The organism is Roseicella sp. DB1501, from assembly GCF_013112485.1.
GTDB lineage: Bacteria > Pseudomonadota > Alphaproteobacteria > Acetobacterales > Acetobacteraceae > Paracraurococcus.
In genome coordinates this window covers 116,222-128,785 of the sequence record NZ_JABFHG010000007.1, presented here as the reverse complement: position 1 = coordinate 128,785, position 12,564 = coordinate 116,222, and the positions used below count along the sequence as shown (strand labels likewise).

General features: G+C 72.9%; 13 protein-coding genes. 8 read left to right on the top strand and 5 right to left on the bottom strand.

From position 1 onward, the window contains the following. Window position 1: 1 nt before the first annotated feature. Window positions 2-475 carry a DUF1203 domain-containing protein gene (locus HJG45_RS15315; protein WP_171612974.1) on the top strand — a complete coding sequence of 158 codons (474 nt, stop codon included), beginning with the start codon at window positions 2-4 and terminating at the stop codon, window positions 473-475. Window positions 476-616: 141 nt separating this feature from the next. Here HJG45_RS15315 and HJG45_RS15310 read toward each other — a convergent pair whose 3' ends face one another. Next, the gene (locus tag HJG45_RS15310) at window positions 617-2,482 is read right to left on the bottom strand and encodes an ABC-F family ATP-binding cassette domain-containing protein (protein WP_171612973.1); all 1,866 of its coding nucleotides are present in this window, start codon (window positions 2,480-2,482) and stop codon (window positions 617-619) included. 243 nt (window positions 2,483-2,725) lie between these two features. Further along, the gene (locus HJG45_RS15305; protein WP_171612972.1) at window positions 2,726-2,908 is read right to left on the bottom strand and encodes a hypothetical protein; all 183 of its coding nucleotides are present in this window, start codon (window positions 2,906-2,908) and stop codon (window positions 2,726-2,728) included. Between the two features lie 100 nt (window positions 2,909-3,008). Between HJG45_RS15305 and ndk the strand changes: the two genes are divergently transcribed. Together ndk and HJG45_RS15295 are read left to right on the top strand one after the other, a co-directional pair. Then, window positions 3,009-3,431: a nucleoside-diphosphate kinase gene (gene ndk / locus HJG45_RS15300; RefSeq protein ID WP_171612971.1), complete on the top strand. Its 423-nt coding sequence runs from the start codon at window positions 3,009-3,011 to the stop codon at window positions 3,429-3,431. A gap of 118 nt (window positions 3,432-3,549) precedes the next feature. Then, window positions 3,550-4,476, top strand: a complete 927-nt coding sequence (locus HJG45_RS15295) for a tripartite tricarboxylate transporter substrate binding protein (RefSeq protein ID WP_171612970.1) — start codon at window positions 3,550-3,552, stop codon at window positions 4,474-4,476. A 292-nt stretch (window positions 4,477-4,768) separates the two neighbouring features. Here HJG45_RS15295 and HJG45_RS15290 read toward each other — a convergent pair whose 3' ends face one another. Genes HJG45_RS15290 through purM form a run of 3 tightly spaced genes read right to left on the bottom strand, consistent with a single transcriptional unit; the run spans window position 4,769 to window position 6,727 of the window. After that, on the bottom strand, window positions 4,769-4,924 hold the full coding sequence (locus HJG45_RS15290; protein WP_171612969.1) for a hypothetical protein: 156 nt from the start codon (window positions 4,922-4,924) through the stop codon (window positions 4,769-4,771). An 11-nt stretch (window positions 4,925-4,935) separates the two neighbouring features. Continuing rightward, the gene (purN, locus tag HJG45_RS15285) at window positions 4,936-5,628 is read right to left on the bottom strand and encodes a phosphoribosylglycinamide formyltransferase (RefSeq protein WP_171612968.1); all 693 of its coding nucleotides are present in this window, start codon (window positions 5,626-5,628) and stop codon (window positions 4,936-4,938) included. A gap of 1 nt (window position 5,629) precedes the next feature. After that, the gene (purM, locus tag HJG45_RS15280) at window positions 5,630-6,727 is read right to left on the bottom strand and encodes a phosphoribosylformylglycinamidine cyclo-ligase (protein WP_171613177.1); all 1,098 of its coding nucleotides are present in this window, start codon (window positions 6,725-6,727) and stop codon (window positions 5,630-5,632) included. 263 nt (window positions 6,728-6,990) lie between these two features. Here purM and HJG45_RS28820 point away from each other — a divergent pair, with 263 nt between their 5' ends. Genes HJG45_RS28820 through HJG45_RS15260 form a run of 5 tightly spaced genes read left to right on the top strand, consistent with a single transcriptional unit; the run spans window position 6,991 to window position 12,562 of the window. Further along, the gene (locus tag HJG45_RS28820; RefSeq protein WP_254452548.1) at window positions 6,991-7,782 is read left to right on the top strand and encodes a hypothetical protein; all 792 of its coding nucleotides are present in this window, start codon (window positions 6,991-6,993) and stop codon (window positions 7,780-7,782) included. Continuing rightward, window positions 7,766-8,377 (top strand): CDP-alcohol phosphatidyltransferase family protein, encoded by a 612-nt coding sequence (locus HJG45_RS15275; protein WP_254452547.1) that lies wholly within the window; start codon window positions 7,766-7,768, stop codon window positions 8,375-8,377. The genes HJG45_RS28820 and HJG45_RS15275 overlap by 17 nt, the downstream gene beginning before the upstream one ends. A gap of 7 nt (window positions 8,378-8,384) precedes the next feature. After that, on the top strand, window positions 8,385-9,584 hold the full coding sequence (locus tag HJG45_RS15270; protein ID WP_254452546.1) for an AI-2E family transporter: 1,200 nt from the start codon (window positions 8,385-8,387) through the stop codon (window positions 9,582-9,584). Then, window positions 9,584-10,345, top strand: coding sequence for an HdaA/DnaA family protein (locus tag HJG45_RS15265; RefSeq protein ID WP_171612966.1), 762 nt, complete (start codon window positions 9,584-9,586; stop codon window positions 10,343-10,345). The genes HJG45_RS15270 and HJG45_RS15265 overlap by 1 nt, the downstream gene beginning before the upstream one ends. 33 nt (window positions 10,346-10,378) lie before the next feature. Then, window positions 10,379-12,562 (top strand): RNA degradosome polyphosphate kinase, encoded by a 2,184-nt coding sequence (locus tag HJG45_RS15260; RefSeq protein WP_171612965.1) that lies wholly within the window; start codon window positions 10,379-10,381, stop codon window positions 12,560-12,562. The last annotated feature ends 2 nt before the right edge of the window (window positions 12,563-12,564 follow it).

The following is a 12,564-nucleotide window of genomic DNA, read 5'->3' as shown; positions in this document are numbered from 1 at the left end:
CATGCCCGGTTTCCGTTGCCTCCCCATCCCGACCGAGACCGCGACACGCTGGCGCGCCACCGGCCATGACGACCGCGGCCTGGCGCTGCATCGCCGCCTCGTCGACGGGCCCGGCTTCCCCTGCCGGCATTGCCTGCAATTGGGCGAGGCGGGCGAGGCGATGCTGCTCGGCAGCTACCACCTGCCGAACCCGCAGGGCGTCTATTGGACGCCGAGCCCGATCTTCCTGCATGCGCGCGATTGCACCCGCTTCACCGCGCGCGACGAGATCGCGCCGATCGTGCTGGCCAATGGCCTCGTCTCGGTCCGCGCCTATGATGCGGCGGGGCTGTGCCTCTACGCGCTGGGGGCGGTGAGTGAGGGCGCCTCGGTCGCGCCGGCGCTCGAACGCGCGCTGGCGGATGCGCGGGCGCGCTGGATCAACATCCACACCGCCCGGCCGGGCTGCCTGCTGACGGCCGTGGAGCGCCTGTAGGAACGCCCCACAAACCGCTTCGCGGCTTTGCGGGGCCCCATGGAGTCCCCCGGGCCCAAGGGGCGTCACAGCCTATCGTGGCGAAGCCGCGGCAGGGCAACAGGCAGCGGGTCGCGAAAGGCACTACAAGTTCTGCTTTGCTCAGGCGAGCTCGAGCTTCTCCTGCAGCTCCAGCCACTCCGTCTCCAGCGCCTCGACCTCGCGCGCGATGACGGCGCGCCGCGCCGTGGCGCGGGTGACGAGTTCGGCATTGTTGTTGGCGTAAAGCCGCGGGTCGTTCAGCGCGCCGTCGATGGTCGCCGCCTCCGCCTGCAGCTTGCCGAGCTGCGCCTCGACGCGCTTCAGCCGCTCGCGCAGCGGGGCGAGGGCGGTGCGCGCCTCGGCCCGCTCGCGCCGCTCGTCGCGCCGCGTCGGCGCGGCCTCGAGCTTCGCCGGCCCGCGGGCGCGCTCGGCGAGCAGCGCGCGGTACTCGTCGAGATCGCCCTCGAAGCTCCGCACCGTGCCGTCGGCGACCAGCCAGAGCCGGTCCGCTGCCAGCTCGACCAGATGCGGGTCGTGGGTGATGAGCACGACGGCGCCGCCATATTCGGCGAGCGCCTTGACCAGCGCCTCGCGCGCGTCGATGTCGAGATGGTTGGTCGGCTCGTCCAGGATGAGCAGGTGCGGCGCCTCGCGCGTGCAGAGGGCGAGCAGCAGCCGCGCCTTCTCGCCGCCCGAGCAGGCGCCGATCAGCGTCTCGGCGCGGTCGGCATCCAGGCCGAAGCGGGCGAGCTGGCTGCGGCACTGCGTCTCCGTCGCCCGCGGCAGCGCCGCCTGCATGTGGGAGAGCGGCGTGCCGCGCGGATCCAGCTCCTCCGACTGGTGCTGCGCGAAATAGCCGACGCGGAGCTTCGGCGCCCGGTGCATCTCCCCGGCCATGAGGTCGAGCCGCCCGGCCAGCAGCTTCGCCAGGGTGGACTTGCCGTTGCCATTGGCGCCGAGCAGGGCGATGCGGTCCTCCTGGTCGAGCCGCAGGTTCAGCCCCTGCAGCACGATGCGCCCATCATAGCCGGCGCTGCCGCGGCTGATGGAGAGCACTGGCGGCGGCAGGGCGGTCGGCTCGGGGAAGGCGAAGCGCGTCACCGTATCCTCGACCACCGCCTCGATCGCCGGCATGCGCTCCAGCGCCTTCAGGCGGGACTGCGCCTGCCGCGCCTTTGTGGCCTTGGCGCGGAAGCGGTCGACGAAGGTCTGGATGCGGGCCCGCTCGGCGATGAGCTTCTCGTTCTGCGCTAGTTGCTGCGCCTGCCGCTCGGCGCGGACGCGGACGAAATTCTCGAAGCCGCCCGGATAGAAGGTGATCCGGCCGCGATCGAGATGCGCGATGGCGTCGACGCAGCGGTCGAGCAGCCCGCGGTCGTGGCTGACGACGATCGCCGCGCCGGGGAAGCGCTGCAGCCAGCCCTCCAGCCAGAGCGTCGCCTCAAGGTCGAGATGGTTGGTCGGCTCGTCCAGCAGCAGCAGGTCAGGCTCGAGGAAGAGGGCGCGGGCGAGCGCCACGCGCATGCGCCAGCCGCCGGAGAACTCGGCGATCGGCCGCGCCTGCGCCGCGGCGTCGAAGCCGAGCCCGGCGAGGATGGTAGCGGCGCGGGCCGGAGCGCTCTCGGCGCCGATGGCGATCAGCCGCTCGTGGATCTCGCCCAGCCGGTGCGGCTCTGGTTGACCCTCGGCCTCGGCCAGCAGCGCCGCCCGTTCGGCATCGGCGGCCAGCACCGTCTCCAGCAGGTTGGCCGGGCCGCCCGGCGCCTCCTGCGCCACATGGCCGAGCCGGGCGCGGGCGGCGAGGCGGATCTCGCCGCCATCGGGCTGGATCTCGCCGATGATGGCGCGCAGCAGGGTGGACTTGCCGGCGCCGTTCCGTCCGACGAGCCCGATCTTGCGGCCGGGATCCACGCCGAGATCGGCGCCCTCCAGCAGGGCACGGCCGGCGATGCGGAGCGTGAGGTCACGGATGGCGAGGATGGTCATGGCCGGCGCTTCTACAGCGGATCGCGGCGGAAGGTGAGCAGCATTCCAACCGGCGATGCTGGCCTCTCGCTCGGCGGCGGCACGCGAATGGCCCTGGCCCGGTTCCGCAGCGGAGGGTCAGCCGCTTACCACGCAGCCCATGATGATCCCAGCCACTGGCGGATCATGCGCCGCGTTTTGCGTTGTCGCACCAGGGCTCGTGACGCCGCTATGGCCACCGATGGCCAGGCCGCGAGGGGCCGGTCAGCCGGGCGGCGGCTCGGTCTTCGTCACCGGCTGGGCGGCCGGCTTCGGCGGCTCGCCGCTCCACTCATCCTCGATCATGCCCTGCTGGCCGCTGACCAGGTCGAGATCGGCCTGGCTTGGCGGGCGGGGAATATAGCCCTGGCGGGGCTTCGGGTCCTGGGTGCGCCGGTCGTCGCTCATGCCGCCTCAACGCGCCGGGCCGCGTCGGGTTGGGCTTGCATCCATCGGGAACCCCGCCTATCCGGCGGCCCGACTCCCCGGAACCCCGAAGGAACATCCCATGACCGTCGAGCGCACCCTCTCCATCCTGAAGCCGGACGCGACGCGCCGGAACCTGACCGGCAAGATCAACGCCAAGTTCGAGGAGGCGGGCCTGCGCATCGTCGCCCAGAAGCGGCTGCACCTGTCCGAGGCCCAGGCCGGCGCCTTCTACGCCGTCCACAAGGAGCGGCCCTTCTACAAGGACCTGGTCGCCTTCATGACCTCCGGCCCGGTGGTGGTGCAGGTGCTGGAGGGCGAGAACGCCGTCGCGAAGAACCGCGAGATTATGGGCGCGACCAACCCGGCCAATGCCGCGCCGGGGACCATCCGCAAGGAATTCGCCGAGAGCATCGAGGCGAACAGCGTGCACGGCTCCGACAGCGCCGAGAATGCCGCGACCGAGGTGGCCTTCTTCTTCTCGGGCATCGAGATCGTCGGCTGAGCCGCGCCGCCGCGCCATCGCCTTCCGATCAGGCCCTTGATCGGGGAGGGGTGGCGCGGCACCCTGCCGGGCGTGGGGAAATGGAAATGCCGGTCTCGGCCCTGATGCTGGAGACCCCATGTCCCCTCCCACCCCCCGCCGTGCCCTGCTCGGCGCCGGCCTCGGCCTGCCGCTGGTTGCCCCCGTCCTCATCGCCGCCGCGATCGGCAGCCCTGCCCGGGCCGCCATGGTCGACCGGCCCGTCCGCATCCTCTCGGGCTTCGCGCCGGGCGGGCTGAACGACATCGTCAGCCGCGCCATGGCGCAGGCGCTCAGCCCGGTGCTCGGCCAGCCGGTGGTGGTGGAGAACCGCCCCGGGGCCGGAGGGGGCGTCGGCGCTGCCGCGGCGGCGCGGGCGGCGCCGGATGGCAGCACGCTCTGGATGGGGATCGTCGACACCCAGGCGATCAACCCGAGCTCCTACCGCGCGCTGCACTATGATCCGGAGCGCGACTTCGCGCCGATCAGCCTGGTCGCGCATTTCCCCTTCGCCGTCGTGGTCGGGCCCTCGCAGCCTGGCCTGCGCGACTTCCCGGCGCTGCTCGCCGCCGGGGAGAGGGCGCCCGGTCAGCTCACCTTCGCCTCCTGGGGCGTTGCCAGCACCTCGCACCTGGCGATGGAGCGCATCCTGCGCGCCAAGGGGGTGGAGATGCTGCACGTCCCCTTCACCAGCCAGTCGCCGGCGATGCAGGCGATCATGGCCGGGCAGGTGGATTGCATGGCGTTGCCGGCCGGCGGGGCGGAGAGCCTGACGCGGGACGGCCGGACGCGCGCGGTCGCAGTGGTCGCCGAAGGGCCGCTTGCCATCCTGCCCGGCGCGCCGCCGGTCACCGGCTTCGGGATCGATCTTACCTCGGGCCTGTGGAAGGCGATCTATGCCCCGGCGCGGACGCCGCGGCCGGTCCTCGACCGGCTGAACGAGGCGGTGCGGGAGGCGATGCGGGCGCCGGCCTTCATCGAGGTGGTGCGGCAGCAGGGGGCGGTGCCGCAGCCCTCGACGCCGTGAGGAACTGGCGGCGTTCGGCCGGCGCGAGCGGTTGGCCTGGGGCGAGGTGGTCCGGGCCGCCGAGGCCTATGTCGATTAGGATTCCCCGCAAAACCGCTTCGCGGCTTTGCGGGGGGGCGTGATTCGCCTCATGCCCTGAGCACGCCACAGCCTGCCGCGGCAGGGCAACGGGCAGCGACGGTTCTGATAGACGCAACTAGGCCAGAAGCGCGCTGAAGGCACGGCTCAACCCCGCGAACGACAGTGTTCGGGACGCAAGGCGGCGGCCAGCCCTTGGGCCAGCCGCGCCGGCTCAGGCGACGAAGATCAGCAGGCCGAGCAGCACCACGGCGGTGATGATGATCGCCCAGGTGAGGAATTTGGTGAAGCCCACCCAGCCGCGCTCGCGGTCGGCGATGATGTCCTTCGCCTCGACCGCCGAAAAATCGTAGCTCTCCTGCTGGGCCACGGCCGCTTCCCTCATCCGATCCGGTGCGAGGGTGTAGGAAGCGGCGCGGGTTCCGGCAAGGGGTTGACGAGCGCGGCCTGCGGCGCCGGGGCATCGGCCACGGTGACGCGGCCCGCCTCCACCCGCACCCGGCCCGCCGCCAGCCAGGCCAGCGCCGCCGGATAGATCCGGTGCTCCTCCGCCAGCACCCGGGCGGCGAGCGAGTCGGGCGTGTCCGCCGGCAGCACCGGCACCGCGGCCTGCACGAGGATCGGCCCCTCATCCACCCCGGCGCTGACGAGGTGCACGGTGCAGCCATGCAGCCGCACGCCGGCGGCGAGCGCCCGCTCATGCGTCTCGAGCCCGGGGAAGGCGGGCAGCAGCGAGGGGTGGATGTTCACCAGCCGGCCAGCCCAGCGCTCGACGAAGCCTGGGGTGAGGACGCGCATGAAGCCGGCGAGCGCGATCAGCCCGATGCCGTGCCGCTCCAGCACCGCCTGCATCGCCGCCTCGAAGCCGGCGCGGTCGCCGCGATGCGCCCGGCTCTCGATCACGGCGGTCGGCACGCCGGCCTCGGCGGCGCGGGCGAGACCGGCCGCCTCGGCGCGGTTCGACAGCACCAGGGCGATCTCGGCCGGATAGGCCGGGTCACGCGCGGCGGCCAACAGCGCCGCCATGTTGGAGCCGCGGCCGGAGATCAGGATGGCGGTGCGCAGGCGCGGCATCTCAGCGCGGCCAGGCGGCGGGCAGCTTCTCGATGCGCAGCCCGGCCGGCCCGGCGCCGGCCTCCAGCGCGCCGATGCGGAAGACGCGCTCGCCCGCCTTGGTGAGCTGCCGCATCGCCGCCTCGGCCTCGGCCGCCGCGACCACGGCGACCATGCCGATGCCGCAGTTGAAGACCCGCAGCATCTCATCCGCCGCGACATTGCCGGTACGGGCGAGCCAGGCGAAGACCGGCGGCACCGGCCAGGCGGTGGCGTCGATCACCGCGGTGACGCCCTTGGGCAGCACCCGCGGCAGGTTGCCCGGCAGGCCGCCGCCGGTGATGTGCGCCGCCGCCTTCAGCAGCCCGGCGCGGTGCAAGGCGAGCAGCGGCCGCACATAGAGGCGCGTCGGCGCCAGCAGCGCCTCGGCCAGGGTCTGGCCGGGGGCGAAGGGGGCGGCGGCGTCGAGCGCCGCCCCGCCGGCCGCGACCACCCGCCGCACCAGGGAGAAGCCGTTGGAATGCACGCCGCTGCTGGCGAGGCCGAGCAGCACGTCGCCCGGCCCGACCGGCTTCGGCAGCAGCGCCCCGCGCTCCGCCGCGCCGACGGCGAAGCCCGCGAGGTCGTAATCGCCCGCGGCATACATGCCCGGCATCTCCGCCGTCTCGCCGCCGACCAGGGCGCAGCCGGCCTCGCGGCAGCCGGCGGCGATGCCGGCGATGACGTCGCGCGCCTGGTCCGGCTGCAGCCGGCCGGTGGCGAAGTAGTCGAGGAAGAAGAGCGGCTCCGCCCCCTGCACCACGAGGTCGTTGACGCACATCGCCACCAGGTCGATGCCGACCGTCGCATGCCGCCCGGCCTCGATCGCCAGGCGCAGCTTGGTGCCGACGCCATCGGTCGAGGAGACGAGGACCGGATCGGCGAAGCCCGCGGCCTTCAGGTCGAACAGCGCGCCGAAACCGCCCAGCCCGCCCATCGTGCCGCGGCGGTCGGTCGACTTCGCCAGGGGCTTGATCGCCTCGACCAGCGCATCGCCGGCCTCGATATCCACCCCGGCCTCGCGATAGGTCAGGCTGCCGCCGGCATTCGTACCGGACGTGACATCAGGGGAACTGGTCAGGGCGGCCTCCGATCGGCTATGGGATTCAAGGCGGCGTCACGGCCGTGGTCGCCGCGCCCTACGCGCGCCGCGCGCCGGAGTCCAGAGACTCGCTGGCCTCGGATGCAGGCCGTGTCCAGACCGGCATCCGCCGGCTGCGGCCAGCTTGGCCGCGCCGGTCGCTCACGGTCCAGTCGAACCGCATCGGCGGTCCCGGCGCGAGGCGGGGCCCACGGCGCGGACAAGGTTGCGGCCGGGGGCGATCCCGGGGCAGGAGAGGGCCGATGGCGGGGATCCGCAGGGTTGGGGCGGCAGGCATGGCGCGCGGCAGGGCAGGCCGCCTGGCGGTCGTGTTGGCAGGAGCGCTGGCGGTCGCATTCGGGGCCGCATTCCCCGCCGCGGCGCAGCTTCCCGCCGAGCCGGCCACCGCACCATCTGTTGGGCTGGTCACGCCGCCCGAATCGGCCGGCCCGACGCTGAACCTCACCCAACGCGGCATCCCGGCCGAGGCGAGCGCCGAGAACGGCGTGCTGGCGAAGGAGCGCGCGCTGGCCGCCGGCCGCCGCGCCGCCTGGGAGAAGCTCGCCACCGAGGCGGGGACCACGGCGCCGAACCTCTCCGATTCGCAGATAGACAACATGGTGAACTCGATCGTCATCGAGCAGGAGCGCACCTCCCCGACCCGCTATGCCGGCCGGATCACCGTGAATTTCAACGGCAACCGGGTGCGGAGCGCGCTGGCCGGCCGGGTGCCGGGGCTGGCGCCGCCCGCGCCGGCCCCGGTGGCAGGCGGAGCCTCGCCCGGCGGGCCGGCCTCGAATTGGGTGGATGCCGTCGCCATCTATCATTCCATGGGCGAGTGGCTGGAATTGCTGCGGCGGCTGAAGGGCGCGGGCCCGGTGGCCTCGGTCGAGCTCCGCGCCATCGCGGTGGATGCGGCCCGGGTGCGGCTCGGGCTGCGGGTGCCGACGGAGGTCGCGGCCGGCGACCTCGCCGGGCTCGGCATCCAACTCGCCCCCGCCGCCGGGCCGCGGCCGGGCGAAGCCTGGCGTCTGGTCCTTGCCAGCGGGCCTTGAGCCCGGGCGGGAGGGTGGGGAGCCGGAGGGTGCGGCGCCCGCCGTGCTCGTCACCCTGCCCAACCTCATCACCCTGGCGCGGCTCTGCGCCGTGCCGGCAACCGTCTGGCTGATCCTGCAGCACCGGCTCGACCTCGCTTTCCTGCTCTTCGTCGGCGCCGGCATCTCGGACGCCGTCGATGGCTGGCTGGCGCGGGCGCGGAACGCCCGCAGCGCGCTTGGCGCCCTGCTCGACCCGGTGGCGGACAAGGCGCTGCTGGTCTCGGTCTATGTCACCCTCGCCGCCATCGGCGTGCTGCCGGACTGGCTGGCGATCCTGGTCGTCTTCCGCGACCTGCTGATCGTCGGCGGCGTGCTCGTGCTCTGGGTGCTGGGCCAGCCGCCGGCGATCCGCCCGCTCATCGTCTCCAAGGTGAACACTGCGCTGCAGATCGCCCTCGCCGCGCTCGCCCTGCTGCTGGCGGGCTTCGGCCTCTCCGCGAGCGGCCTGCTGAGGCTGATGATCTGGGCCGTCGCGCTCTCCACCTTCGCCTCGGGCGCCCTCTACGTCGCCGCGACCCTGCGGCGTCCGCGCGCGACGCCGGATGCGCCGTGAGGCGGCGATGACGCGGCTGCCCGCCGAGCGCGGCGTGGCGCGACCCCCGGCGGGCGGCATGCCCGCTGATGCGCCGCCGCCGCCGTTGCGGCCCCGGCCGGAGCCGGCGCGGCCGGCCGGGGCGGCGCGCGTCTCCACCCGCGGCCAGCGCATCGCGCTCTTCGCCGGGCTCGGGGCCGCCCTGCTGCTCGCCCTCTGGCTGTTCTCGCAGATCCTGACGCCCTTCGTGCTGGCGGCGGTGATCGCCTATTTCCTCGACCCGGTGGCGGCCCGGCTGAGCCGCATCGGCCTGCCGCGCGGCCTGGCCGCGTTGCTGCTGGTGCTCGGCATGGTGGCGGTGGCGCTGCTCGGCCTGCTGCTGCTCTACCCGCTGCTGATCTCGCAGGTGACGGTGCTGCTGCAACGCCTGCCGAGCTACGTGATCGGCGTCGGCCAGGCGGTGCGGGACGCGCTGATCCTGCTCTCCGCCCGGCTCGGCCCGGATGTCTTCGACACGCGGCTGCAGGACCTCGCGGTGGGCCAGGCCGGGGCGATCATCTCCTGGCTCGGCACCTCGGTCGCGCGGCTGCTCGGCGGCGGCGTCGCGCTGTTCAACGTCTTCACCCTGGTCACGGTGACGCCGGTCGTCGCCTTCTACCTGCTGCGCGACTGGCCGCGCATGGTGCTGCGCGTGGATGCCTGGCTGCCGCGGCGCTCCGCCTCGACGCTGCGCCAGCTCGCCCGCGACACCGACCGCCTGCTCTCGGCCTGGCTGCGCGGGCAGCTTCTTTGCTGCGCGCTGCTCGCCGTCTACTACGCCGCCGCGCTCTCGGCGATCGGGCTCGAGCTTGGCCTGACCGTCGGGCTGCTTTCCGGCATCCTGTCCTTCATCCCCTATATCGGCTCCATCACCGGGCTGCTGACGGCGCTCGGCCTGGCGCTGGCGCAATTCGGCACCTGGAACGGGGTGCTGACGGTGCTCGCCATCTTCCTCACCGGGCAGGTGGTCGAGGGCTACATCATCTATCCACGCCTGCTCGGCGACCGGGTGGAGCTGCACGCGGTCTGGGTGATCTTCGCCCTCTTCGCCGGCGGCGTCGCCTTCGGCTTCCTCGGCGTGCTGCTCGCCGTGCCGATCGCGGCGGTGGCCGGCGTCATCGCCCGCTACTGGCTGCGGCGCTACCTCGAGAGCCCGCTCTATCTCGACCCGCCACGCACGGGGCTTTGATGCCACCGGAGGACCGCCCGCCCATCCCGCCGCGGCAGCTCGCCTTGCCCCTGCCCATCGCCGCGACCTGGGCGGAGGAGGAGGTGCTGGAGGACGGCTCCAATGCCGAGGCGCTCGCCTGGCTGCAGCGGCCGGATCGCTGGCCCGGCGGGCGGCTCGGCCTCTACGGGCCGGCGGCGACCGGCAAGACGCACATGCTGCGCGGCCTCGCCGCGGCGCGGCGCTGGCCGGCGATGGACGGCCTCGCGCTGCGCGGCCTGCCCGAGGTGCCGGCCGGCGCCGGCCTCGTCCTCGACGATGCGGATTGCGCGCCGGAGGAGGAGGCGCTGCTGCACCTGCTCAACCTCTGCGCCGAGCGTGGCCAGCGCCTGCTGCTCGCGGGGCGGGAGGCGCCGGCCCGCTGGCGCGTCGGGCTGCCCGACCTGCGCAGCCGACTGCGCGCCATGGGGGCCGTGGCGCTGCATCCGCCAAGCGATGCGCTGCTCGCCGCCCTGCTGCGGCGGCATTTCCGGCTGCGCCAACTCCGCGTCGAGCGCGGCGTACAGGACTGGCTGCTCGCCCGCCTGCCGCGCGAGGCGGCGGCCATGGCCGAGGCCGCGGCCCGGCTCGACCGCGCCGCGCTCGCCGCCGGCGGCCGCGTCACCCGGGCCCTGGCGCGGGCGGTGCTGGCGGAATGGCCGGAACTTGCCGAAACAATCGCGGATGACGATTCGATGGCAGTCAGGGAAGCCGATTGGCCGTCGACCCCGACCCTGCTGTAGGGTCGGCGGCATCGACGCCGGAGGCTCCATCCCATGTCGCTCGCCGAAGTGCTGCCATCCGCCGAGGCCGAGCCGGCGGTCGCCCTTGATCAACCGGCGCGCTTCATCAACCGCGAGCTCTCCTGGCTCGACTTCAACACCCGGGTGCTGGAGGAGGCGGCGAACGCGACTCACCCGCTGCTGGAGCGGCTGCGCTTCGTGGCGATCTCGGCGTCCAACCTCGACGAGTTCTATTCCGTCCGCGTCGCCGGGCTGATCGGGCAGGAGCGGGCGGGCATCGCCACCCTGTCGCCGGACGGCCGTACGCCCTCGCAGCAACTGGCCGAGATCCTGGCGCGGGCGAAGGAGCTGATCGATGACCAGCAGCGCGAGTGGCGGGAGCTGCGCGGCCTGCTCGCCTCGGCCGGGCTGGTGCTGGCGACCCCCGAGGCGCTGAGCGAGGCCGACCGGGACTGGCTCTCGAACTGGTTCATGGAGCGGGTCTTCCCGGTGCTCACGCCGCTCGCAGTCGATCCGGCGCATCCCTTCCCTTTCATCACCAACCTCGCGCTTTGCATGGTGCTGAAGCTGGTGCGCGAGGAGGATGGCGGCACCATGCGGGCGCTGCTGCCGCTGCCGCCGCAGATCGACCGCTTCATCCGCCTGCCCGCGACGGAGGGCGAGAAGGTGATCCGCTTCCTGCTGCTCGAGGATGCGATCACCCTCTCCCTCGGCCGGCTCTTCCCCGGCTTCATCCCGGCCGAGCACGGGCTGTTCCGGCTGATCCGCGACACCGACGTGGAGTTCGAGGAGGAGGCGGAGGACCTGGTGCGGTCCTACGAGACGGCGCTGAAGCGGCGCCGCCGCGGCCGGCCGATCCACCTCACCGTCACCGCCGCGACGCCGGCCGACATGGTCGAGTTCGTCGTCGAGGAGCTCGACGCCTCGCCCGGCAGCGTCGTGGTGGTCGACGGGCTGCTCGGCATCGCCGACCTGAAGCAGCTCATCGTCGACGACCGGCCCGACCTGCTCTTCACGCCCTACACCCCGCGCTTCCCGGAGCGGATCCTCGATTTCGGCGGCGACTGCTTCGCGGCGATCCGCGCCAAGGACATCATCGTCCACCATCCGTATGAGAGCTTCGACGTGGTGGTGCAGTTCCTGCGGCAGGCGGCGCGCGATCCGAACGTCGTCGCCATCAAGCAGACGCTCTACCGCACCAGCCGCGACAGCCCGATCGCCCGGGCGCTGATCGAGGCCTCGGAATCCGGCAAGAGCGTGACCGCCATGGTCGAGCTGAAGGCCCGCTTCGACGAGGAGCGCAACATCGCCCTCGCGCGTGAGCTGGAGGCGGCCGGGGTGCAGGTGGTCTTCGGCTTCGTCGAGCTGAAGACCCATGCCAAGGTCAGCCTCGTCGTGCGCCGCGAGGGCGTGGCGCTGCGCTCCTACGCGCATTTCGGCACCGGCAATTATCATCCGGTGACCGCGCGCATCTATACCGACCTTTCCTTCTTCACCGCCGATCCGGCGCTGACGCGGGACGCGCAGAAGCTGTTCAACTACATGACCGGCTATGCAAGGCCGGAGACGATGGAGGCGCTCGCCTTCTCGCCGCTGACGACGCGGCCGACGCTGCTCGGCCTGATCGAGCAGGAGATCCGCTTCGCGCGCGAGGGCAAGCCGGCCGGCATCTGGCTGAAGATGAACAGCCTGGTCGACACCCAGCTCATCGACGCGCTCTACCGGGCGAGCCAGGCCGGGGTGAAGGTGGATTGCGTGGTGCGCGGCATCTGCTGCCTGCGGCCGGGCGTCCCCGGCCTGTCCGAGACCATCCGGGTGAAGTCGATCGTCGGGCGTTTCCTGGAACATTCGCGCATCATCGCCTTCGGCAACGGCCACCGCCTCCCCTCGCGGCGCGCCCGGGTCTATATCTCCTCGGCCGACTGGATGGCCCGGAACATGGACTGGCGCGTCGAGACGCTGGTGCCGGTGGAGAATCCCACGGTGCATGCACAGGTGCTCGACCAGATCATGGTGGTGAACCTGAAGGACACGGCGCAGAGCTGGCAGCTGCAGCCGGGCGGCGAATGGGTGCGCGTCGATCCCGGCGCGAACCCGGTCTCGGCGCACGAGTATTTCATGACCAACCCCTCGCTGTCGGGCCGCGGCAGCGCCTTGCGGCGGACGACCACGCAGGGCAGCCGCCGCGCCCGGCAGGATCGCGTGGCACAGGACTGATC

What these genes read in the sequence shown, in the direction of transcription:
- HJG45_RS15305 (WP_171612972.1), bottom strand. Translation starts at nt 2,908, where the DNA reads ATGAGCGACGACCGGCGCACCCAGGACCCGAAGCCCCGCCAGGGCTAT.
- HJG45_RS15310 (WP_171612973.1), bottom strand. Translation starts at nt 2,482, where the DNA reads ATGACCATCCTCGCCATCCGTGACCTCACGCTCCGCATCGCCGGCCGT.
- HJG45_RS28820 (WP_254452548.1), top strand. Translation starts at nt 6,991, where the DNA reads ATGGCGGGGATCCGCAGGGTTGGGGCGGCAGGCATGGCGCGCGGCAGG.
- HJG45_RS15270 (WP_254452546.1), top strand. Translation starts at nt 8,385, where the DNA reads ATGACGCGGCTGCCCGCCGAGCGCGGCGTGGCGCGACCCCCGGCGGGC.
- ndk (WP_171612971.1), top strand. Translation starts at nt 3,009, where the DNA reads ATGACCGTCGAGCGCACCCTCTCCATCCTGAAGCCGGACGCGACGCGC.
- purN (WP_171612968.1), bottom strand. Translation starts at nt 5,628, where the DNA reads ATGCCGCGCCTGCGCACCGCCATCCTGATCTCCGGCCGCGGCTCCAAC.
- HJG45_RS15260 (WP_171612965.1), top strand. Translation starts at nt 10,379, where the DNA reads ATGTCGCTCGCCGAAGTGCTGCCATCCGCCGAGGCCGAGCCGGCGGTC.
- HJG45_RS15265 (WP_171612966.1), top strand. Translation starts at nt 9,584, where the DNA reads ATGCCACCGGAGGACCGCCCGCCCATCCCGCCGCGGCAGCTCGCCTTG.
- HJG45_RS15295 (WP_171612970.1), top strand. Translation starts at nt 3,550, where the DNA reads ATGTCCCCTCCCACCCCCCGCCGTGCCCTGCTCGGCGCCGGCCTCGGC.
- HJG45_RS15315 (WP_171612974.1), top strand. Translation starts at nt 2, where the DNA reads ATGCCCGGTTTCCGTTGCCTCCCCATCCCGACCGAGACCGCGACACGC.